This window comes from Candidatus Amarolinea dominans (assembly GCA_016719785.1).
GTDB classification, from domain to species: domain Bacteria; phylum Chloroflexota; class Anaerolineae; order SSC4; family Amarolineaceae; genus Amarolinea; species Amarolinea dominans.
This window is the reverse complement of sequence record JADJYJ010000016.1, coordinates 1-20,856: the sequence shown is the minus strand read 5'-3', so window position 1 is coordinate 20,856 and position 20,856 is coordinate 1. Positions and strand designations below refer to the sequence as shown.

Below are 20,856 nucleotides of genomic sequence, written 5' to 3'. Positions count from 1 at the left end.
AATGAACTTCGAGCAGTTCCAAAGGTGGTCGCAGCGGCGAACTGCAGGCTCCAACTTCATACCGGATCGAACGTGATTACTTCGAGTGGGACAGCTTGATAACCCGCCGCAAGAAACTGAACGACATCCTGCAATGGCTGGCTTGACTCTATCCCAATTCATCGAACGTCTGCGCCGAATCTGTGACCAGTCTGCTTTGGTTGTCAGTTACGATGTTCGGGTGCTGGACAACGCTGTGACGAAGACGCGAGTTTTCTTGACCATTGACGCCTTCATTGACGTCTACTACAACCCGATCAACAGCACATGCTCCTACACGCTCATCCAAGACAACCAACGCATTTTTGGAGCAGACAATGCTTTTGTTGGTTGGCATATTCATCCCTTCGAAAATCCTGACGAACACCGATTATGTGAAAAAGTGCGCTTCGAGGAATTCTTGAACGCCATTGAGCAATGGATCGAATAGATCTTCGATGCGGAAATTGAGGTGATGCGATGGGTGTCATGATGGCGACGAAGCCGATAACCGGAGAAGAACTGCTGGCGCTGGGCGACATCGGCCCGAGCGAGCTGATTGATGGGAGGATTGTGACCATGACCCCAACCGGCGATGAGCACGGGACGATTGAGTTCAACCTGGGAAGTGAATTGCGCGCCTTCGTGCGTCGGCAGCGCCTGGGGCGAGTCACAGGCGGCGAGGTTGGCATCTACACGCGGCGCAATCCGGATCGCGTGCGCGCCGCCGACATCGCCTTCATCTCGACGAGCCGCCTGGCGCAGCCGGTCAAGGGCTATCTGACCGTGGCGCCCGACCTGGTGGTGGAGATCATGTCACCCGATGACCGCTGGCAGGACCTGCGCGAGAAGTTGGCCGAATACTTCGCCATCGGTGTGACATGGGTCTGGGTCGTCGAACCGTCGGCGCGCAAGGTATTGGTCTTTCATTCGCCCACCATGATCGAGGAATTCAATGAAGATGACACGCTGACCGGCGAGGGCGTATTGGCCGGATTTGCGGTCAAGGTGGCAGATTTGTTCAGCGTCTGAGGTGCGCCTCGAGGCGCCGAACTGGCGAGCGTTGCAGCACGAGAGGTGAGCAATCGGGACAATGAATGCGGTCCAACGCACTCGATAGACGGAGGCAATCATGCGCAAGCTTCTACCGAGCAAAACTTCGGGGACTACCTGCAGAGCTTTGCCGATAGAGAGGGGTGCGATCTGTCCACCATCCTGGCCGAGATACGGAGCTGGTACAACGGCTTCGCTTTTTCGCGCCGCGGCGAGACGGTGTACAATCCCTTTTCGCTACTGCTCCTGCTGGACGGCCAGGATTTCCGCAATTACTGGTTCGAGAGCGGCACGCCCACTTTCCTGATCCAACTGATCCAAAACCAGCACTACGACATCCGACAACTGGACGATCTGAACGTTGGCGAATTGGCCTTCAGCAGCTATGACATCGAACGGCTGCAGGTTCTGCCCCTGCTCTACCAGACGGGCTATCTGACCATCAAAGGCTACGATCCGGAACGGCAACTCTACCGGCTCGGCTATCCCAATCGGGAAGTCGAACAGGCCTTCCGGATGGGAGTCAATTTCGATACGGCCGTCCGGGGCATCGCCGGTTGGCAGACGAAAACGCTCTAGGACGGCCAGGGCGTCAGTTCTGCGAGCGCCGTGGCCCCAGTTCACGCGGCAGCAGATAGCTGCGGGACTCATCCCAGCAGGCTGGCCAACATGGTGAGCAGAGTCGCCTGAAGCGTTCCGAGCATCGCCTTCAAGCTGCCGGGATCTGAATACATCATGGCAAAATTCGCACGCAGCCGCGCAAAGTTGCTCGATCGCAGCAACCTGTCCACTTGACCAGGTAGGAACTCCTCCCACGGCAGGGGGAACTTCTCCGCACTCCAGCGCGATAGTGGCGTCAGCGGCCCAACCTGGTCTGCATGGCCCGCGGACAGTGAGAAAGCAGAGACACCATGAAATCACCATTTGCGTTGAGGATGACATGCATACCCAATTGACCCGCCATCTTCACAAACTGAGCGTCGAGATCGGCTGCCGACCCGTTGGCTCGCCGGCCAACCAGGCCGCGGCCGCCTACGTGCGTGACGTTTTTAGCGCCCTGGGGCTGGTCGTCGAGGAACAGACCTACGCCTGCACCGGCTGGCAGTGCGCAGGCGCCTGGCTGTCCGCCGGAGGCGATGCCCTGCCGGTCGAGGCCAACGCCTTTTCGCCCGCGTGCGACGTGACTGCGACGGTTGTTCCTGCAGCCACGCTGACTGAGCTGGCCGCAGCCGACCTGACGGACCGGATCGCGCTGTTGCACGGCGAGCTGGTGAATGAACCGCTGGCGCCCAAGTCATGGTTCCTGGCCGGCGAGCGCGACCACGCCATCATCGGGCTGCTGGAAAGCAAACGACCGGCCGCGGTGCTGGCGCCGCCCCCGCCCACGCCGCAGTACGAACAGTTCACCGCCGACTGGGAGCTGGAGATTCCTGCCGCCACCACGCCGGTTGCCGTCATCGAGCGCCTGTTGGCCCAACCGGCGCCGCTCCATCTGCGCCTGGACTGCGCCAAATACCCCGCGACCGCCGCCAACATCGTGGCGCGCAAACCCGGCGCTCGTCCGCCCGGCGCGCCTCCGCAGCGCATGGCGCTGATGGCGCACTTCGACACACGCTTCAATACCCCCGGCGCGCTCGACAATGCTGGCGGCGCCGCCGCGCTGCTGGCGCTGGCGGAAACCCTGCGCGGCGCGGTGCTGCCGTTCGACCTGGAGTTCATCGCCTTCGACAGCGAGGAATATCTGCCGATCGGCGATGATGAATACGTGCGCCGCGCCGGCGAGGCCTCCTTCGCCGAGGTCGCCCTGGCGATCAACATGGACGGCGCCGGCTACGTAAACGGGCCGAACACTGTTGCCCGATTCAACACCTCTCCAGCGTTGACCGCCCGTCTGGAAGCGATCGTGGCTCGCTACCCTGCGCTGCAATGGACGGAGCCGTGGCCGCAGAGCAACCACTCGACCTTCTCCTTCCGCGGCGTGCCCGCTCTCGCGTTCAGCTCCCAGGGCGCCTTCAACCTGGCTCATTTCCCGACCGATACGATGGACAAAGTGAGCGTGGAAAAACTGGCCGAGGTAGTGGCGCTCGTGCGGGAGATCGTGGCGAGCTGAACCTATCCACTTGACCAGGATCGGCATGGAAGATGATGTGGCAGACGATCTGATCGCCAGACATCCGGCTTTTCTGGCAACAATCCGTCGGGCGCGCCAACAGAAGATCGCAGGGCGCATCCGGCGGTTGGAGGATGTGCGGCAGAAGTATGAGACAAGCCAGGAGGCGGTCTCGACGTAACGCGGCCCCGCCGAGCTTCGATGGCTGGGCAACCAGCCTGATTATCGTTGCGGCTGCCCGCCTCCGGCGCGTTCCTCGTGAATCAGCCTATCGAGCCTCTGTGCGCCGGCTCGCCACCCACAAAAACCCAATCCCCACCAGCGCCGCGACGCCGCCCCAGCGGAAGGCGGCCGCGGGGCCGAAATACTCGAACAGCAGCCCGCCCAACACTGACCCCAGCATCGCGCGTACGCCCCACGACACCGCGCCGAACACTCCCTGCGCGGTCGCGCCCATTCCCTTTGGCGCGATTTCGCCCGACAGCGCCACACCCGCGGCCCAACTGGCGGAGAACGCCAGGCCATGCAGCAGTTGGATCGGCAGCGCGACCAGCGGGTTCGTCATCAGGCTGTAGCCGAAACCTTGCACGGCGCACGCCAGCAGCGAGAGCGCCAGCACTTTGCGCGTGCCCAGGCGCTCGATCAGCCGGTCTGCGAAGAACCAAACCGGCAGCTCGCTGACCGTCGAAACCGCCAGCGTGATCCCCATCAGCGTCTTGCTGGCGCCGAGCCGCTCCATGTAGAGGAAGAGGAAGCTCATCTCGATGGAGAGCGCCAGGCCGCCGATCAGGATGCTGGCGAGGAAGATCACCCACGGCCCGTTGCGCAGCAGGGCGGCCACCCCACGCCAATAAGAGCCGCGGCCGCCGGCGCGTTCGATGGGCAGCCCCGCCACCGTGACCAGGCAGCCGAGCATCAGCAGCGCGTAGCCGCCGAAGGCGGCCGACATGCCGGCCCGGTCAATCAGCCAGCCCGCGACCGGCGCCATCAGGCCCCACCCGAACGCGCCGCCGATGCGCTGCCGGCCGTACAGGCTCTTGCGGTCGCCCAGCATGGTCAAGACGGTGTTGTCAACCAGCGGGATGACCGGCGCCAAGAAGAAGGCATTCAGGATGACCAACGGGATGAGCCAGCGCAACCCGCTCGTCTGCGATAGGGCCACCACCACGACGATGCTGCCCGCCATCGCCAGCAGCAACACCGGCCGGTGTCGCTGCGTCGCATCAGCCAGGCCGCCCCACAGCGGCGCGCTGACCAGCGTCACCAGCGGGAGCAGGCCAGAGAGCAGCCCGATCTGGCTGGCCGACATGCCGTTTTGGGCATAGTAGAGCGCCAGGAATGGCAACAGGCACGCGCCCGCCGCAAAGTAGAAGAAGTACGCCGCCTTCGGCCGGATCATCAGTACGGCGGTTCGGCCGGCCCATCATACCCGCACATGCCCGTGCGCGGCGAGTTCACCAGCGCCATCACCATCTCCTCGTGTTCGTGCTCCTGGGCGTGCTCGTCGCACAATTCACATTTCTGATCTTCGTGATACATGCATTCGAAGCACAACCAGGTCGCGGGCGCGCCGCAAACGCTACATGACGGCTGCTCGAACTTGTTGCGCGCCATCAGGAAGATCGGATGCTCGGTGAGCGGCTTGCCCTCGCGCTCCGCAATGACCTTGATGGTCAGCTTCGAGGTCGTGCCGAAATCATACTCGTATGACAGCTCCAGACCTGGCTGGAAGATGCTGCTCACCTTCACCGCGTTCATCAAGGGGCCTTCGTTCTCGCCCCAGAGACCGGCCGTGTTGTCGTACCTGGCGCCTGCGATCTTGAAGGAGCTCAAGTGCCCGCAGCACTCCAGCCAGATGGCGCGCAGGTACTCGTCCAGGTCTTTCAGCGTCGCTTTGCCGCGCATCTCCAGATGCAGGAAATAGCCGGCGCCCCAGGCATCCTGCACCTGGAGATGATAGAGGGTCTGGTGTTGGCGCTTGGTAGCATCGGCTGTCGCCTGAGCCTCTTGCCGTTTGGGGCATGTTGGCAGATGCCGGGAAAGCCCGCCCTTGGCGAATTCCCGACCGCAGAATACACAACTACCGCGAGTTTGTGGGCCTGACATGGTGGTCTCCTTGTGGATGGCTGATTTTGGTGTGTTCAGAATAGTGCGGAGATGTCATCCGCACAAGCGGCGCTGGCTCGGTCATGCGGATCAACGATTTGCGCCAGAGGCCGGTGCAGGGCAATACGCTCCAGATGGATCTGCAGTGCCAGCGTCGCGCGGCCGGTATCGGTGTCACTGCCGGTAAGCGTTGGACGTTGGCGCCACAATTCCCAGCACCGAGCGGGAGTCGCCAGGCCTGCGTGGCAAACGGCATGGATATCTCGAAAGTCACGCGGGGCGCCGCGCTCGACCAGCGCCACCATCTTGCTGGCGGCGTGTTTGGGGATGTTGCTTGGGCGCTGAAAGTCCATCGTCTGGCCTCGTTCGTGTCGTTGGGTCGCCCCACAGGGCAATTGTACCCTGGTTGAAATGAGGGTGCAAACCGATGATCGGGCGGTCGCCCCTGAGCGCGTCCTGGACCGCACGCCTGCCGGAGTCGAGGGGAGATGCCATCCTCCGATCAACACCGCCGGAGGCCGGAGGCCGCCCGGCTATGAGATGCAAGCCCCGGTGGGGCTGCATGTACGCCACCCTCCAGGCCCGCCAGGGCCTTCCACCATCTCGCCGCCCGATTCGTTCCGCGGAAGGGCAGGCTCCAGTAGGTTTCTCTATGGAACCCAGACGGACTGAAAGTCCTCAATCGAGTTCTGCGTGAGATTGCGCACCTGGCTCCCGTCAGCGCGCATGAGAAAGATCTGCTGATTTGGCACTTTGCGTGTGAAAGCGAGCCAGCTCCCATCATGTGACCACGATGGATACTCCTCGTCTTCTGGCGACCGCGTCAAATTGATGGGCTTCCGTCCGTTCGCCTCCATCAGCCAGACATCCTTGTTCCCGTCCCGATCACTGATGTAGGCAAGATAACGGCCATCCGGAGACCATACGGGATCGCTCGTCCTGGCATCACCATTGGTTAGACGCAGTTCTTTCCCTGACTTCAGGTTTCTGGACCCAGATGTCGGAGCGATTTTCACCAACACCCCGGTTCTGAAGCATACGCGAGACTCTGGCCGTCCGGTGACCAGGAAGGCCTCCAACTCCTGGCAGGGTTCTGGTTCGTAATCTGACTGACCACGTTCCCAGCAAGGTCTATGATGACGATCCCGGAGTTCACGTTGACGTGTGACGAGGCAGCCGCGATGAACGAACCATCCGGGGAAATGCTCGGCACCCAGTAGTTCCAGTCCTCAGGCTTTGTGACGCGCTGCTCATTGCCGCCCTTGATCGGCCTGACATAGATTGATAACTCCCAGGGCGAAATCGGTTGCATCTTCCCAAAGGCCAACAGACCGCTGTTCCAGCTATAACTCGGCTTGCGTCCCCCATCGAAGGCTCCAACGCTCCTCGGCCGTTGTCGCCCGTCTGCATTCATCATGAAGAGGTCTTCTTGACTGGCGCGGTTGGATACAAAGACAATGTGGCCTGTCGGAGGAGCAACCGCCAGCGCCGTCTGCGTCGCCCGCACCCCGGCCAACTGCGTCTGTTGAGCAACCACCAATGGATTGCTGGTGGATGAGGGCGTCGGAGTGCCGGTGCGTGTGGCGGTTGCGGTGGGTCGCAGCTTGGCGGTCGCAGTGGGTCGCGGCGTGACGCCGGAGACCGTTGAAGTGGGGCTGAGCGCGAATGTGGGCGTGGCCGGCGGTTCAGTGGGCGACGCTGTAGATGTTGGTAACGGCGTCGCCGTAGACGGCGTCGCTGACAGGGCCAGCGCGGTCAGGTTGGTCTGCAGAGCGGCCTCCAGGTCCTGCATCGCCTGCACCTGGGCCGTGTTGGCCGCCTGGGCGGTAGCCAACGCGACCACCGCCTGGGTGCTGGCGGCCTCCGCTGTGCCCCTTTGGGCCAGGGCTAAGGCTCCTGCATCCGTCTGCGGCGCAGCGCTTGCCGCCGGTCCTGTTCCTGCTGGCTGAGCCGCAAGAACTCACGCTCAACCTCCGTGTGTTCGTCAGGCTGCAGCTCGATTTGCTGCAGCGCATCCTGCAATTTCTGCCCCTCGTAGAACAGATCCGGATTACGCCTCGCGGCCAGCCACGCCTCCGCGTCCAGCGCCAGGGGCGTCTGCCGCGCGCGGTTGGCGCGCAGGATCGGCTCCACGAACCGATCGTGGACCAGTTCCACCCACGACCCGCCGGCGCGCAACTCCGTGCGCAGTAAGAACTGGCGTGCAAGCACATCCACGGCCGCGTTGGGCAGGCCGGCGGTCTCACCGCGTGGCTCATTCCGAAAGACGGTGCCGCGCGTGCCCGTTTCGGTGATCAACTTCGTCGAGAACCAGGTGCGCAGTTGCTGCTCGCTCACGCCCAGGGCCGGTTGACCTACCACGCTGGCAACGGCGCTCTCGTAAAACGCGGCCAGCGCCTGATCTACGTTGCCAGCCTGCGCCAGGTCGGCGATCGTGATCTCGCCCTCGCCCCCGGCCCCTCTCCCTGCCAGGGCAGCGATCGTGATCTCGCCCTCACCCCCGGCCCCTCTCCCTGCCAGGGCGAGGGGGGAACGCGCCGCGAGATTCTCCCACAACTGGTAACAGACCACCTGCAACTGCACCGGCTCGACGTACTGGCCGGCGATGGTCGCCTCCTGCCCAGGCACGCGCACCTGGCGCAGATCATCGGCCAACTGCTCGGCCACGCCGGCTGCGAACGGCCGGCTGCCCAACCGCGCCGGCTCACGGATCGCGTCCAACGCGGCGTCCTTCCCCATGCGCTCCATATAGAAGCGGGCCCGCAGGCGGTTGAAGGTCAGTTCGGCGTAGGGGTCCAGCGCGGCGACGTAGTCCTCGCGCAGCGTCAGCACGACCCACAGGTTGGGATCGTCCAGCAGCGCCTGGTTGAGCTGGCGGAAGAAATCCTCCCGCTCGCGCCAGCGGTCGGGATGGCCGTTGATCAGTTCCTCGAACTGGTCAACGATCAGGACGAAGCGCGGGCCGGCGGCTGCCTGCGCGGCGCCGGCGGCGGGCCGTGCGACCGCCATCTCCGGCTTGTAGACCCAGCGCCAACTGCGCTGACCATCGGCATCAGTCACGGTCTCGCGCGCCAGCCGCGCCAGGAAGTCGCTCAACGTGACGCGGGCGAACTGCGCGGCCTGATCATCCCCCTGGTGCAGGCTGGTCATCAGGTTGAAGACGTAGATATTGTCTACCGCGCCGGCGCCGGTCGGCAGCTCGCCCGACACCCGGCCCACCGGCAGCACCTGGAAACGCTCCTCGTCCCGCAGCTTGGGGATGACGCGGGCGTGCAGCAGCGAGCTTTTGCCCGCGCCCGACTGCGCATAGAAGAGCAGCAGACGCTCGGAGACGATGCGCGCGGTCAGGTCACGCGCCTCGCGCTCGCGGCCAAAGAAGAAGCGCCCCTCCCGCTCGGTGAAGGTGCGCGGGCCGACGTAGGGGTTGGTGGACTGGGAAATTGGGAAGTTGGGAGCTTGGGAGTTGGATGGCTGGGTCATGGGCTACGCAACTCCTTCTGGGCGTATTCGGTCAGGCTGCCCCAGAAGACCTGGAACTTGGCCTCGCGCGCCATGTAGTCTTCCAGGAAGCTGCGCTGATCGGGGCTGTCGGGCAACTGGATGGTGCAGACGCCCCGATCCTTGGCCTTGCCGCTGCGCTTGATCAGCCCGGCGTAGAGCACGCGGAAGGCCCAGCTATCCAGGCTGAAGCCGAGCACGATCAGATCGTCGGAGAAGGCCCGGCGCACCAGTGCAGGCACGTAATCCTTCGACTGATCGCCCTGGCCTTCGCAGAGGTTGCCCAGGTAGTCCAGGTAATCGTCCTCGCTCAACACCAGCGAATCTACGTAGCGATCCAGCCCCAGCAGGTGGTAGACCAGCGGCTCCCCGGCGCTGGGCTGGTAGCGGTCGTCAATGGTCGTGGGGATGGTGTCCTTGAGATCCTTGGTCCAGCGGCAGACCTCGCTGCGCGGGGCCTTGCCGGCGCGGCGCAGCGCATCTTCGATGAAGGTGAAGGGGCTGGTGGTGAGGATGGTCTTGAAGGGCAGGTTGGCGAGCAGCAGCAGCGGGTCATCCTGGCCGGTGAAGCGGGGATAGCCCAACCGGTTGGCGAATTCCGAGGCCGACACCTGATCCATCTCGGCCGCGGCCCCGTCCAGGGTGTCGGTGTCCACGCCCTCAGCCTTGGCCAGGCGATAGAGGTAGTTCTTGACGTAGTTCAGGTAGTCGAACTTGAGGGCCTGGTCGGTCAGTGGCTTCTCCCGCGGCCGGTGCTTGTGATACTTGACCAGCGTGACCAGGCTGTCGGGCTGGCCCAGGGGCAGGGGATACCTGACGTAGCGGGCATAGCCGGCCAGAAACGGCTCGTAGCCGCCCAGCAGCCGGTCATAGATGGCCCGGTTGCTGACGATCGGCACCGCCCGCCCCGTGCGCAGGCGCTCGCGAAAGGTCAGCCGGCCGGTGTCGAGGGCTGGGCTGTCGTCATCCATGATGAGAGGCATGGTGTGTGCTCCATGGAAGCCCCCTGCGGGGCTGTCGCGGCGGCGGATCCCGTCCCGCAGGCGTCGTCCTGAGTCTGTCGGAGGAGCCTTCCGCCCGTAGTCCGAGCCGTTCACGGTCGGGGGTCCCTGCTCAGGCTCCTTTTCGGAATCTAAACGTAGGCCAGGTGAGGATCGGTGCGGATATAGGCAAGCTGTTGGCCCAGATACGGCAAGGGGGAAAGACCCTGCCAGCGACGCAGCAGATGGTAGATCGGGGACGTCAAAAGCCGGCAGGCATCCACCGCGGCTCGCCAGGCCGGCTGTCGAAGCTCCTGCATGGTCTCTGGCTCTGGAAGCAGCCCAAAGTCGGCGGCGGCGCACAAACGAGCCAGAAAATCAACCTGATCGCCCAGGGTGTCCAGCTCCACGGGAGGATCAACGTCAGGGTATAACGCCCCATCAATTTCCAGCGTCATTGACAAACTCCTCGGCGAACCAATTCCGCAGATGCTCCGCATCGCTTCGCTCTTCCAGATTTGCGATTTGGGCCAACGGCCGCAGCAGGGCGATTCGTTCCAAGTGAATTTGCAGCGCCAGCCTGGCGCGCGTGACGTCTATGTCGCTACCTGAAAGCATCTGGCGTTGCCGCCAAAGCGCCCAACATTGGCTCGGCGTCGTTAATCCGGCACGGCAGGTCGCGTAGATATCTCGAAAATCGCGCGGCGCTCCACGTTCAACGAGCGCCACCATCTTGCTGGCGGCGTGTTTGGGGATATTGCTTGGGCGCTGAAAGTCCATCGTCTGGCCTCGTTCGTATCGTTGGGTCGCCCCACAGGGCAATTGTACCCTGGTTGAAATGAGGGTGCAAACCGATGATCGCGCGGTCGCCCCTGAGCGCGTCCAGGACCGCACGCCTGCCGGAGTCGAGGGCAGATGCCATCCTCCGATCAACACCGCCGGAGGCCAAAAGCCATCCGGCTACGAGATGCCAGCCCCGCCGGGGCTGGCAATGCCCGTACTCCCAGGCCCGCCATTCGTGGGCGCCTTCCACCTCGTAGCCCGATCCGTTCCACGGTCGGGCGGTGTTGGTTGAGCGCGCCTGCGTGTCACCCCGCAGGTCGCCGGGAGCCAAGAGACGTCAATACGGCGGCTCGGCCGGCCCGATGTAGCCGCATTGACCCGCGCGCGGTGAGTTGACCAGCGGCAGGATGGACTCGTCGTGCTCGTGCTCCTCAGCGTGCTCGTCGCACAACTCTCGCACCGACCGTCTTCGCGGTCGTACATGCACTCGTTGCACAGTTGGGTGGCCGGCTTATCGCACTCCATACACGACGGCGGCTCGAACTTGTTGCGCGCCATCAGCACGATGGGATGCTCGGTGGTCGGCCGGTCCTCGCGCTGAGCCACGACTTTGATGATCAGATCGGTCGTGGTGCCGAAGTCGTACTCGTAGGGAATCTCCAGGCCGGGCGTGAAGAGGGTGTCCACCTTCACGTTCATCCCTCGCTCCTCGTCCCACGCCATGCCTTCGTCAAGCAGCTGGGTATAGCGCACGTCGCTGATCTCGAACGCGCTCAGGTGGCCGCAGCACTCCAGCCAGATTTCGCGCAGGTAATGATCCAAATCCTTCAACGTCGCTTCGCCGCGCATCTCCAGGTGCAGCCAAAAGGCGCCAGCGTAGGCGTCTTGCACCTGCAAGTGGTAGAGGGCCTGTTTGCGCTGCTGCGTTTTGTTCGCCTCGGCCTGGGCCTCCAGGCGCCTGGCGCAGGTCGGGAGATGGCGGGCCAAGCCGCCGCGGGTCATTTCGCGGCCGCAATAGACGCAGTCGCCGCGGGATTGGGTTCGTCGTTCCATGAGGGTCGCTCCTTATTGAGACTAAACGTAGGCCAGGTTGGGATCGCTACGGATATAGGCAAGCTGTTGGCCCAAATACGGCAAAGGGGTAAGTCCTTGCCAGCGGCGCAACAGATGATAGGTAGGCGAGGTCAACAACCGGCACGCGTCCACCGCCGCTCGCCATGCTTGCCGCCGGATTTCTTGCACAGTCTCCGGCCAGGGCAGCAGGCCGAAGTCGGCCGCGGCGCACAGCCGGGCCAGGAAATCAACCTGATCGCCCAGCGTCGCCAGCTCGGACGGCGGTTCGACGTCCAGGTACAAGGCGCCATCAATCTGAAAGGGCATGAACAAACTCCCCTCTACCCTCGTTTCATCGTTGCGTGCTCGTCTGGATGGATTGTAGCCAGGTTCCCGCGGAACGCAAGCGGCGGTATCCGGCGTGCCCGGCATCGCTCGACTGGCCTCATGGTTTATTTCCCTGCCGGCCACTGCTCGCACGTCTTTCGATACGGTTGATCGGCAAAATAGCGCTGCCATTCCTCCTGGCTCAAATTGCGCCCGGCCGTCGCGCAGGCCAGGTCAATCAACTCCTCGACGCGCCAGATCCACAGGCGGGCGGTCTTGTCGTCGCTGGCGGTGGCGAGCCAGCGGCCGTCCGGGCTGAAGGCCACGGCGCGGACAATATTCGTATGTCCAGCCAGGACGCGGGGGGCGGCAACGGGGTTCGCGACCTCCCACAGGCGGGCGGTCTTGTCGTAACTGGCGGTGGCGAGCCAGCGGCTGTCCAGGCTGAAGGCCACCGCTTCCACACCAGCCGTATGCCCAGCTAGGACGCGCGGGGCGGCAGCGGGGTTGGCGACCTCCCACAGACGGGCGGTGGCGTCGCCAGCGGTGGCGAGCCAGCGGCCGTCCGGGCTGAAGGCCACGGCGGAGACAGACCCCTCATGCCCGATCAGGACGCGGGGTGCGGCGACGGGGTTCGCGACCTCCCACAGGCGAGCGGTCTTGTCGTCGCTGGCGGTGGCGAGCCAGCGACCGTCCGGGCTGAAGGCCACGCCGAAGCCCCGTGCCGCATGCCCAGCCAGGACGGGGGGTGCGGCGGCGTGGTTGGCGACTTCCCACATCGACGGGCGGTGTTGTCTGCGCTGGCGGTGGCGAGCCAGCGGCCGTCCGGGCTGAAGGCCACGCCGAAGACTTCATCCGCATGCCCAGCCAAGACGATGGGTGCGGCGGCGGGGTTCGCGACCTCCCACAGGCGGGCGGTACCGTCCCCACTGGCGGTGGCGAGCCAGCGGCCGTCCGGGCTGAACGCCACGGCACGGACAATACTCGCATCCCTGGCCCAAGACGATGGGTGCGGCGGCGGGGTTGGCGACCTCCACAGGCGGGAGGTGCTGTCCAAACTGGCAGTGGCGAGCCAGCGGCCGTCGGGGCTGAAGGCCACGCCGAAGACTGCATCCGCATGCCCAGCCAGGACGCGGGGTGCGGCGGCGGGGTGGGCGACCTCCACAGGCGGGAGGTGCTGTCCCAACTGGCGGTGGCGGGCCAGCGGCCGTCCGGGCCTGAAGGCCACGGCGGAGACATAATCCGTGTGTCCACGCAGGACGATGGGTGCGGCGGCGGGGTTGGCGACCTCCACAGGCGGGCGGTGTTGTCGTGGCTGGCGGTGGCGAGCCAGCGGCCGTCCGGGCTGAAGGCCACGGCGGAGACCCATCCCTCATGCCCAGCCAGGACGCGGGGTGCGGCGGCGGGGTTCGCGACCTCCACAGGCGGGCGGTACCGTCGTAGCTGGCGGTGGCGAGCCAGCGGCCGTCCGGACTGAAGGCCACGGCGGAGACCCATCCCGCATACCCAGCCAGGATACGGGGGGTGGCAGTGGGGTTCGCGACCTCCCACAGGCGGGTGGTTTTATCTTCGCTGGCGGTAGCGAGCCAGCGGCCGTCCGGACTGAAGGCCACGGCGGAGACAGACTCCGCATACCCGGCCAGGACGCGGGGGGCGGCGGTGGGGTTGGCGACCTCCCACAGGCGGGCGGTATTGTCCTGGCTGGCGGTGGCGAGCCAGCGACCATCCGGGCTGAAGGCCACGGCACGGACAGTCGCGGGGTGCGGCAGCGGGGTTCGCCAGGTCCCACAGGCGGGCGGTGTTGTCGTCGCTGGCGGTGGCGAGCCAGCGGCCATCCGGGCTGAAGGCCACGGCGGTGACAAAGTCCGCATGTCCAGCCAGGACGCGGGGTGCGGTGGTGGGGTTCCCAACCTCCCACAGACGGGCGGTGTTGTCGTCGCTGGCGGTGGCGAGCCAGCGGCCGTCCGGGCTGAAGGTCACGGCGCGGACAAAATCCGTATGTCCAGCCAGGGCGCGGGGTGCGGTGGTGGGGTTCCCCAACCTCCCACAGACGGGCGGTGTTGTCGAGCTGGTGGTGGCGAGCCAGCGACCGTCCGGGCTGAAGGCCACGGCGTTGACCCGATCCTCATGTCCAACCAACGACGTCCCGCCTGTCTGCCGCAGCAGATCGTGCATGTTGGACAAGACGGAAGCCACCACGGTCTCGGAAAAGGCGCGCTGGACGTTCACCCCCTCTACACCCAGCAACAACGCCAACGGCGGATTCTCATTCAGTAGCTTCAGCGCATTGGCCGTCAACTGGTCGGCGCGGATGCCGCGCGTCAGGCGCTCGACTTCTGCTTTAGCGGCCTCAGCCTCCTGGCGCGCCTGGTCGGCCGCAATCCGTTGCGTTTCGGCTTTCCGCTGCGCCGCCACCGCGTCTGCCTGAGCTGCCACCGCGGTGGCGTAGCACGTAGCCTCATTCGCCTTGGCTTCGGCTGCCTCTCGCGCATCCTGCGCCTGTCCACGACTCCACATCGCCCACACGGCCAAAGCGATGAAAACCACCGACAAAGCCGCCGCGCCCCAGGCGATAGCCCGCTGCCGGCGCGCGGCGCGCCGGGTCTCGGCCTGCTGCCCCGCCTCCAGGAAAGTCCGCTCCAGGTCACCAAACTCGGCCAGGCTGCCTGAACCAGGGCCGTGGCCGCAGCCAGCGTGCGAGCCGCTGTACAGCTTGCTCGGCGGCTTGCCGGCATCCAGCCAGGCCTGCGCATCCAGGGTCAGCGGGTTCAGGTTGCGGCTGAACCAAGCCCGGTTCGACTGGCGGATCGGCTCCACAAAGCGATCATGCACCAGCTCGATCCACGCATCGCCGCCCCGCGCTTCGGCGCGCACCAGGAAGCGCCGCTGCAAGGCGCGCACGACCGCGTTGGGCAGGCCGCCCGTTTCATCCGCAGCCTGGTGCACCAGCCCCCGCGTCCCAGCCTCGGTGATCAATTCCCCGTCGAACCAGGCCCGCAGCCGCCGCTCGCTGACCCCCGCGGCCGGATCGGCCAGCGCGGCCGCCAACGTCTCTTCGTAGAACTGCGTCAACGCCTTGTTCACATCGCCGGCTTCCTGCAGGTCCGTCGCCGTGATCGGCCCCGGCGGGCGGTCATGGATATTCTCCCACAACTGGTAACAGGCCACCTGCAATTGCACTGGCTCGACGTATTGGCCGGGCACCGCGGCCTCCTGGCCGGGCACGCGCACCTGGCGCAGATCGTCCACGAGCTTCTCGGCCACGCCCGCCGCAAAGGGCCGGCCGCCCAGCGCGGCCGGGTTGCGAATGGCGTCCAGCGCAGCGCCCACGCCCATGCGCTCCATGTAATAGCGGGCGCGCAGCTTGTCGGTCAACAGCGGCGCGTAGGGGTCCAACGCGGCCACGTAGTCCTCGCGCAAGCTCAATACGATCCACAGCCGGCGGTCCGCGCGCAAGGCCGCGTCGAGCTGCTGGAAGAACGCGGCGCGCTCCTGCCAGCGGCCGGGGTGGCTGGTGAAAATCTCTTCGAACTGGTCAATGATCAGGACATAGTTCGGCTCGGCGTACGCATCGCCGGCCGCGGGCAGGGCAGGGGCTGGCGCGGCCGCGCCGGCGGGCTGGCCGGCCAGCGTCTCATCGTAGGTGTACGTTTGCCCGTCGTCGCTGGTCAGCCGCGCGAGGAAATCGGCCAGCTCCAGGTGCGCCAGGCGGCCCGGCTCGCGGCCGCTGGCGTCGAGACTGGTCATCAGGTTGAAGAGGAAGACATTCTTCACCGCGCTCAGGCCCGGCGGCAGCTCGCCGCCCACGCGTGCCACGGGCAGCACCGCGAAGCCCGCAGCCTCCAGGTCGGGCGCCAGCCGGGTGTTGATCAGCGAGCTTTTGCCCGCGCCCGACTGCGCGTAGAAGAGCACCAGCCGCTGCGAGATCACCAGCGAGAGCAGCTCGCGCGTCTCGCGCTCGCGGCCGAAGAAGCGGTCGCGGTCGGCGCGCGTGAAGGTGCGCGGGCCGACGTAGGGGTTGGCGCCTGCCGGGAATGGATCAGTCAATCGAGCACCTCCCTGGACAACGTCGCGACGTACGTCCCGGAACTCGTCCCACGACACCTTGAAGTCGAATTTGGCCAGGTATTTCTCCAGGTAGCTGCGCTCGACGTCGCTGGGCTTTAACTGGATGGACACGACGCTGGTGAGGGTGCGGGTGCGTTGCACGACCAGACCCCAGAAGAGCGAGCGGAAATCCCACCCTTGCAGTGTATACCCCAACAGCAGCAGCGACGAGTCGGACAGCGCCTGCCGCACGCGGCCGTGGACCGGATCGCTGTTCTTGCCGATGTTCTGCGAGCAGGCGACCAGGAAGGTCAGGTAGTCATCCTCCGTGAGCACCAACGAATCCTCGTAGCGGTCCAACCCATGCAGGTGATAGACCAGCGGCTCTTGCTTGCTAGGCTCATAGCTGCCGTCGAACGCGGATGGGTAGCGCTCGCTGCTTTCGATGTTCTTGTGCCAGCGGCAGAAATCGGTGCGCGGCCGCTTGCCTGCGCGACGCAGGGCGGCCTCCAGGAACTCGTGATACCCGGTGGTGAGATAAATCGGCAGGTCAAGCCCGGCCAGCAGCAGCAAGGGATGGCGGCGCGCGTCGCCGTAGCCGGGGAAGCGCAGCTGCTCGCAAATCTGCGCCAGCTTCAGATCGTCAAACTGCGCGTCCACGTCAGCCAGCGCTTCCGGGTCCGCCTGACCGGCTTCGGCCAGCTCGTACAGGCGGCTCTTGACGAAATTGACGTAGTTCTCTTTCAACGCCAGCGCGTCGGTAATCCCCTCGTCGGTGATGCCCTTGAACTGCGCGATCTCGGCCAGGCTGCGGCCCTCCAGCGGGATGCGGCTGAAGTCGGCGTAGGCCTTCAGCAGCGCGGCATGTCCGCCCAGCGCCAGCTCGTCGTCAATCGCGTTGCTGAGGATTGGCACCAGTTTGCCGGCGCGGATACGCTCGATCACCGTCTGCTGCCAGGTGGCCGGCTGCCGGCCTTCAGTCTGAGTCGTGCGGATGCGTGCCATACTGCCTCCTCTGCGATCAGATTGTCATCGCCACTCTGAAGCCGCGCCAGGGCACCTTGCTGTCTGGCGCCGAGATGCCGCGTGCCGTGCTGCGCAGGGTTTCGCCTTGGGAGCGATACGAGCCGCCGCGCTGCAGGCGAAGGAGCGCCTGGCCCGCGTGGCCCGCGTCCGTCTCCTCACGGCCATCATCGGCCCGGTAGGGATAGGGGTAGTCCGGCGCGTCACGGCCACTGCCCCAGGCGGTGCTCGTCCACTCCTGGACGTTGCCCAGCATATCTTCGCAGCGGTAGGGGCTGGCGCCGGCCGGATGCGCGGTCACCGGCGTGGTAGCGGCACTCGCGGCGTTGCAGCCGGTGGGATCCCAGTTCGGACCCCACGGGTAGAGGCGCCCGTCAGTGCCGCGTGCGGCCTTTTCCCACTCGGCCTCCGTGGGCAAGCGATAGTGGCGCCCGGTCTGGCTGCTGAGCCAGCGGCCGTAGGCGACCGCATCGCCCCAGCTGACGCCGGTCACGGGGTGGTCGAGCCGATCGGCCGGCGGCTCGCGCAAAAACCAGCCCGCGTCCTTGGGCATATCTTGCGCCTTTGCGCGGCGGATGAACGCAGCGTACTGCCGGTTCGTCACCGGGTACTTGCCGATGCGGAAGTCGGGCAGGTCAACGCTGTGCTGAGGTCGCTCCCGCGCCGCGCGGCGGGTCGTCGCTGCCCATCAGGAAGGGGCCGGCGGGGATGAAGACCGTCTGCGGCTCGAAGGGCTTCGGCGGCTGGCGGCGGCATCATCCTGGCCCAGCCCGACCTGGGCCTGCCGCACCAGCGCGTTGAAATCCTCGCCCAGCGCGTCGAGGCACAGGCGGTTGAGCGGCTCGATGATCTCGGAACGCTCGCTGCGCCGATTTTCGTTGTCGCCGTGACGCCGCGTGCGCTCGATGTTTTCTTGCAGGCGCTGTTGATAGAGCAACGCGTCGGCGGTCAAGGCATGGTCGCGCCCCAGCCGTTCGAGCAGGGTGTGCAGGGCAAGCAAATAAGGGACGAAGAGGTCGGCGGTCATGATGGCTCCCTCTGGGTTGGCAACGTGACAGTAGAGTACGCTATTTTAGCACATGCGCACACAGCCGCCAATCCGGCGCCGCAGGACGAAAATCGTGTGCATCCCGTTCATTCTGCCCAAATCGGCCGGCAAGGGGAGCAATGACGCGGTTTTTGTGGGCGCACCGCGCTATCGTGACCATTCTCACTGCCTGGCTGAGCAGTTACCGTATAATGTAATCCCCAGGCCATCCGTGATCTACTGGTCGGTCAGGCAGAACAGAAAAGAGGAATCAATCATGAAGGTCTTGTTCATCGGCGGCAGCGGGCTGATCAGTTCAGCCAGCTCAGAGTTGGCCGTGGCGCGCGGCATGGAGTTGTTCGTCATGAATCGCGGTCTGTCGGCCAGGTACCCCTTGCCCGCGGGCGCGGTCCACTGGCAGGCCGATGTGCGCCAGGCGCCAGACGCGGCCGCGCGGCTGCTGCAAGGACATTTCTTCGATGCCGTGGTGGATTGGGTCGCGTACACGGCCGCCGACATCGAGCAGGACATCGGCCTGTTTCGGAATCGGACCCGCCAGTTCGTCTTCATCAGCTCGGCCAGCGCCTATCAGAAGCCGCCCGGTCACTATCTGATCAGCGAAGACACGCCGCTGGCCAACCCCTTCTGGGACTACTCACGCAACAAGATCGCCTGCGAGGAGCGTCTGCTGGCGGCCTATCGTCAAGAAGGCTTCCCGATCACCATCGTGCGCCCCTCGCTCACCTACGGCCCGACGCAGATTCCGCTCTGCATGGGCAGTTGGCAGCACCCGTGGACGGCCCTGGATCGTATGCGCCGCGGGCAAAAGATCATCGTTCCCGGCGACGGTACCTCGCTGTGGGTGATGACCTGGAACGGTGATTTTGCCAAAGGCTTCGTTGGCCTTCTTGGCCGTGAGCAGGCCATCGGGCACGCCTTCCACATCACCTCGGACGAAGTGTTGACCTGGGATCAACTCACGGTGCAGGCCTGCATGCCCTGGGCGTGGAGCCTGACATCATCCACATCCCGTCGGACCTGGATCGCGGCCTCACTGGCCGCACGCACATGGCAGCCTGCTGGGAGACAAGGCGCAGCGTGGTGTTCGACAACAGCAAGATCAAGCGCTTCGTGCCTGACTTTGTAGCCACGGTGCCTGGCAAGAGGGTGTGCGCCGCGCCCTGGCCTGGTTCGAGGCTGACGCCGCCCGCCAGACGATTGACGAGGAGGCGAACCAGGTCTGGGATACGATCATCCAGGCCTACCTGCGGGCCTTTCCCAGCTCATAAACCTGGTGTGGTGCCCCTGCACCTTGCTCTGCAACGGCCTCTCAGCGAAATACTCCAGCCAGCCGGACGAATCAACAACGTTCATGCGCGATCCGGCTCCCGTTCGATGGTTGTATCAATGCCTCTGAGAAATCCCATTTTCATGGATTGGTCGGAGAGGAATCAACTCGATCCGATCTTCGTACTGCAGGACTTGCACCTTCTGACCGGGCCGAATTCGTAGCGCCTCCCGCACTGCGCGTGGAATCACAACTTGAAACTTGGGAGAAACCAAGACCGTTTCCATACCGTCTCCTTATCGATCAGCTGTTCGTAATACGTATCGTGATTTTAGCACACCTTGATCAAAAACGCACGCTAAGGGTTCGTAAAAATATAACTTCCCGTGTTTCTCAGCGTTTTCTCGGCAAAATACAGGAACTAATTCTTTTACGAACCCTAAGGAGCGAGAATTTTTTAATTGTCTGGTTCAACTGTCAAGCGACAATTAGATTTACACATCAGCGACAATTAGAATTACCCATTTTGAATGGTTAGTTTCGGAATTGCTCAACCTGGCCAGGCTGAGCCTGACCCATTTCCTGTGATTGGCGGCGGGCGGCTGCTTCCGCTCGCATACTGGTCATTTCGGACCCGAACTCGATGATCCGACTGTGATGAACCACGCGGTCGATCGCCGCGGCCGTGGTCAAGGGATCTGTTGAGATTTGATCCCACTGTGAAAACACGAGATTGGAGGTGATCACTACGCTGCGGCGCTCATAACGCTCAGCCAGAAAAGTGAATAACACTTCCATTTCTTCCCGGCTCTGCTGAACATAGCCGATGTCATCGAGGATGACCACCTGAAAGCGATCGAGCCGTTTCAGTTCCGGTTCCAGTGCATAGTCCCGTTTGGCTCGCAGTAAGCCGTCGACCAGTTTATAGGTCGGAGTGAACCAGACGCTGTAATCGTGGTGAATCCATTCGTAAGCCAACGCGGCGGCCAAATGTGTTTTCCCAGTCCCGGGTTGGCCAAAAATCAATATGTTTTCTGCCTCCTTGATGAAACCGCCCTCGATCAGGCCAGCTAATTGGCGGCGCAAGCGTAAAGGCAGCCGGGACTGCTCAAACCGGCCAGGGTTTTGTCGGGTGGTGAGCCTCACGTAGCAAGCGCTCAACCCGACGCTGCTGGCGACCGGCTGTTTCCCTGCTCTAACAGATAGAGCAGGAAACTCTCGAGAGACCAGTCCTGCTGCTGGGCCAGGCTCAGGGCTTCCGGTACGGCCTCGGCGATGCTGGGCAGCCGCAGGCGTTTGCAGTGTTGCGCAATTGGTTCAAGCACTGTCATCGTTCACCTCCTGAGTAGGGCATCGTACTGGGCCAGATTGACTGATGATGTCGCCAACTGGGGTATCGCTGGTGATGGAGACTTGATCAAGCGTTCAACGTCGGTGTCATCCCAGGTTTCTGGACTCTCCAGCAAACGTTTCCAGTGCGGCTTCCACGTCACTTTCCAGGGTGTGCGCCGCCCAATGCACGATGCGTAGGTAGATCAGGTCG

General features: G+C 64.3%; 21 protein-coding genes and 4 pseudogenes. 6 read left to right on the top strand and 19 right to left on the bottom strand.

The window, feature by feature from the left end:
* The first annotated feature begins 85 nt into the window (after positions 1–85).
* From IPM84_16895 to IPM84_16875, 5 genes are all read left to right on the top strand, one after another.
* Entirely contained in the window at positions 86–469 is a 384-nt protein-coding gene (locus IPM84_16895; GenBank protein MBK9094404.1) for a hypothetical protein, read from the top strand.
* A 29-nt stretch (positions 470–498) separates the two neighbouring features.
* The gene (locus IPM84_16890) at positions 499–1,050 is read left to right on the top strand and encodes a Uma2 family endonuclease (protein MBK9094403.1); all 552 of its coding nucleotides are present in this window, start codon (positions 499–501) and stop codon (positions 1,048–1,050) included.
* Between the two features lie 45 nt (positions 1,051–1,095).
* Positions 1,096–1,650, top strand: coding sequence for an AAA family ATPase (locus IPM84_16885; protein MBK9094402.1), 555 nt, complete (start codon positions 1,096–1,098; stop codon positions 1,648–1,650).
* A gap of 361 nt (positions 1,651–2,011) precedes the next feature.
* Entirely contained in the window at positions 2,012–3,181 is a 1,170-nt protein-coding gene (locus tag IPM84_16880; protein ID MBK9094401.1) for a M28 family peptidase, read from the top strand.
* A gap of 25 nt (positions 3,182–3,206) precedes the next feature.
* Complete coding sequence (locus IPM84_16875) at positions 3,207–3,362, top strand: hypothetical protein (protein MBK9094400.1); 156 nt, start codon at positions 3,207–3,209, stop codon at positions 3,360–3,362.
* 87 nt (positions 3,363–3,449) lie between these two features.
* Here the strand turns inward: IPM84_16875 and IPM84_16870 are convergent, their stop codons facing one another.
* The 17 genes and pseudogenes from IPM84_16870 to IPM84_16790 all read right to left on the bottom strand — a co-directional run bounded on the left by IPM84_16870 (position 3,450) and on the right by IPM84_16790 (position 18,025).
* Entirely contained in the window at positions 3,450–4,580 is a 1,131-nt protein-coding gene (locus tag IPM84_16870) for an MFS transporter (protein MBK9094399.1), read from the bottom strand.
* Positions 4,580–5,287, bottom strand: coding sequence for a hypothetical protein (locus IPM84_16865; GenBank protein ID MBK9094398.1), 708 nt, complete (start codon positions 5,285–5,287; stop codon positions 4,580–4,582). Before IPM84_16865 ends, IPM84_16870 begins: the two co-directional genes overlap by 1 nt.
* Before the next feature lie 35 nt (positions 5,288–5,322).
* The gene (locus tag IPM84_16860; GenBank protein ID MBK9094397.1) at positions 5,323–5,640 is read right to left on the bottom strand and encodes a hypothetical protein; all 318 of its coding nucleotides are present in this window, start codon (positions 5,638–5,640) and stop codon (positions 5,323–5,325) included.
* 297 nt (positions 5,641–5,937) lie between these two features.
* Positions 5,938–6,309 (bottom strand): PD40 domain-containing protein, encoded by a 372-nt coding sequence (locus tag IPM84_16855; protein MBK9094396.1) that lies wholly within the window; start codon positions 6,307–6,309, stop codon positions 5,938–5,940.
* Complete coding sequence (locus IPM84_16850) at positions 6,300–7,121, bottom strand: PD40 domain-containing protein (GenBank protein ID MBK9094395.1); 822 nt, start codon at positions 7,119–7,121, stop codon at positions 6,300–6,302. Before IPM84_16850 ends, IPM84_16855 begins: the two co-directional genes overlap by 10 nt.
* A 53-nt stretch (positions 7,122–7,174) precedes the next feature.
* Positions 7,175–8,767 (bottom strand): hypothetical protein, encoded by a 1,593-nt coding sequence (locus IPM84_16845; protein MBK9094394.1) that lies wholly within the window; start codon positions 8,765–8,767, stop codon positions 7,175–7,177.
* A complete protein-coding gene (locus IPM84_16840; GenBank protein MBK9094393.1) occupies positions 8,764–9,768 on the bottom strand; it encodes an SIR2 family protein in 1,005 nt (334 codons plus the stop codon). Before IPM84_16840 ends, IPM84_16845 begins: the two co-directional genes overlap by 4 nt.
* A 149-nt stretch (positions 9,769–9,917) precedes the next feature.
* Entirely contained in the window at positions 9,918–10,223 is a 306-nt protein-coding gene (locus IPM84_16835) for a hypothetical protein (GenBank protein MBK9094392.1), read from the bottom strand.
* Positions 10,207–10,545, bottom strand: coding sequence for a hypothetical protein (locus IPM84_16830; protein ID MBK9094391.1), 339 nt, complete (start codon positions 10,543–10,545; stop codon positions 10,207–10,209). The genes IPM84_16835 and IPM84_16830 overlap by 17 nt, the downstream gene beginning before the upstream one ends.
* 180 nt (positions 10,546–10,725) lie before the next feature.
* On the bottom strand, positions 10,726–11,601 hold the full coding sequence (locus IPM84_16825; protein MBK9094390.1) for a hypothetical protein: 876 nt from the start codon (positions 11,599–11,601) through the stop codon (positions 10,726–10,728).
* A gap of 21 nt (positions 11,602–11,622) precedes the next feature.
* The gene (locus tag IPM84_16820) at positions 11,623–11,928 is read right to left on the bottom strand and encodes a hypothetical protein (GenBank protein MBK9094389.1); all 306 of its coding nucleotides are present in this window, start codon (positions 11,926–11,928) and stop codon (positions 11,623–11,625) included.
* Positions 11,929–12,535: 607 nt separating this feature from the next.
* Positions 12,536–13,297: a PD40 domain-containing protein gene (locus tag IPM84_16815; GenBank protein ID MBK9094388.1), complete on the bottom strand. Its 762-nt coding sequence runs from the start codon at positions 13,295–13,297 to the stop codon at positions 12,536–12,538.
* A pseudogene (locus IPM84_16810) lies at positions 13,219–13,425 on the bottom strand (hypothetical protein). Before IPM84_16810 ends, IPM84_16815 begins: the two are co-directional and overlap by 79 nt.
* Positions 13,347–13,541: pseudogene (locus tag IPM84_16805) on the bottom strand (PD40 domain-containing protein). The pseudogenes IPM84_16810 and IPM84_16805 overlap by 79 nt, the downstream one beginning before the upstream one ends.
* Positions 13,492–16,980: an SIR2 family protein gene (locus tag IPM84_16800; GenBank protein MBK9094387.1), complete on the bottom strand. Its 3,489-nt coding sequence runs from the start codon at positions 16,978–16,980 to the stop codon at positions 13,492–13,494. Before IPM84_16800 ends, IPM84_16805 begins: the two are co-directional and overlap by 50 nt.
* Positions 16,981–16,996: 16 nt before the next feature.
* Positions 16,997–17,632, bottom strand: coding sequence for an SUMF1/EgtB/PvdO family nonheme iron enzyme (locus tag IPM84_16795; GenBank protein MBK9094386.1), 636 nt, complete (start codon positions 17,630–17,632; stop codon positions 16,997–16,999).
* A gap of 54 nt (positions 17,633–17,686) precedes the next feature.
* Positions 17,687–18,025: a hypothetical protein gene (locus IPM84_16790; GenBank protein MBK9094385.1), complete on the bottom strand. Its 339-nt coding sequence runs from the start codon at positions 18,023–18,025 to the stop codon at positions 17,687–17,689.
* 277 nt (positions 18,026–18,302) lie between these two features.
* Between IPM84_16790 and IPM84_16785 the strand changes: the two are divergent.
* Positions 18,303–19,314, top strand: a pseudogene (locus tag IPM84_16785) (NAD-dependent epimerase/dehydratase family protein).
* Between the two features lie 81 nt (positions 19,315–19,395).
* Here the strand turns inward: IPM84_16785 and IPM84_16780 are convergent.
* Both IPM84_16780 and IPM84_16775 read right to left on the bottom strand, forming a co-directional pair.
* Positions 19,396–19,600 (bottom strand): annotated as a pseudogene (locus tag IPM84_16780) (AbrB/MazE/SpoVT family DNA-binding domain-containing protein).
* Positions 19,601–19,847: 247 nt separating this feature from the next.
* Positions 19,848–20,615, bottom strand: a complete 768-nt coding sequence (locus IPM84_16775) for an ATP-binding protein (GenBank protein ID MBK9094384.1) — start codon at positions 20,613–20,615, stop codon at positions 19,848–19,850.
* Between the last annotated feature and the right edge of the window lie 241 nt (positions 20,616–20,856).

What these genes read in the sequence shown, in the direction of transcription:
- IPM84_16890 (MBK9094403.1), top strand. Translation starts at nt 499, where the DNA reads ATGGGTGTCATGATGGCGACGAAGCCGATAACCGGAGAAGAACTGCTG.
- IPM84_16880 (MBK9094401.1), top strand. Translation starts at nt 2,012, where the DNA reads ATGCATACCCAATTGACCCGCCATCTTCACAAACTGAGCGTCGAGATC.
- IPM84_16875 (MBK9094400.1), top strand. Translation starts at nt 3,207, where the DNA reads ATGGAAGATGATGTGGCAGACGATCTGATCGCCAGACATCCGGCTTTT.
- IPM84_16870 (MBK9094399.1), bottom strand. Translation starts at nt 4,580, where the DNA reads ATGATCCGGCCGAAGGCGGCGTACTTCTTCTACTTTGCGGCGGGCGCG.
- IPM84_16865 (MBK9094398.1), bottom strand. Translation starts at nt 5,287, where the DNA reads ATGTCAGGCCCACAAACTCGCGGTAGTTGTGTATTCTGCGGTCGGGAA.
- IPM84_16860 (MBK9094397.1), bottom strand. Translation starts at nt 5,640, where the DNA reads ATGGACTTTCAGCGCCCAAGCAACATCCCCAAACACGCCGCCAGCAAG.
- IPM84_16845 (MBK9094394.1), bottom strand. Translation starts at nt 8,767, where the DNA reads ATGACCCAGCCATCCAACTCCCAAGCTCCCAACTTCCCAATTTCCCAG.
- IPM84_16840 (MBK9094393.1), bottom strand. Translation starts at nt 9,768, where the DNA reads ATGCCTCTCATCATGGATGACGACAGCCCAGCCCTCGACACCGGCCGG.
- IPM84_16835 (MBK9094392.1), bottom strand. Translation starts at nt 10,223, where the DNA reads ATGACGCTGGAAATTGATGGGGCGTTATACCCTGACGTTGATCCTCCC.
- IPM84_16830 (MBK9094391.1), bottom strand. Translation starts at nt 10,545, where the DNA reads ATGGACTTTCAGCGCCCAAGCAATATCCCCAAACACGCCGCCAGCAAG.
- IPM84_16825 (MBK9094390.1), bottom strand. Translation starts at nt 11,601, where the DNA reads ATGGAACGACGAACCCAATCCCGCGGCGACTGCGTCTATTGCGGCCGC.
- IPM84_16820 (MBK9094389.1), bottom strand. Translation starts at nt 11,928, where the DNA reads ATGCCCTTTCAGATTGATGGCGCCTTGTACCTGGACGTCGAACCGCCG.
- IPM84_16815 (MBK9094388.1), bottom strand. Translation starts at nt 13,297, where the DNA reads ATGGGTCTCCGCCGTGGCCTTCAGCCCGGACGGCCGCTGGCTCGCCAC.
- IPM84_16800 (MBK9094387.1), bottom strand. Translation starts at nt 16,980, where the DNA reads ATGGCACGCATCCGCACGACTCAGACTGAAGGCCGGCAGCCGGCCACC.
- IPM84_16790 (MBK9094385.1), bottom strand. Translation starts at nt 18,025, where the DNA reads ATGACCGCCGACCTCTTCGTCCCTTATTTGCTTGCCCTGCACACCCTG.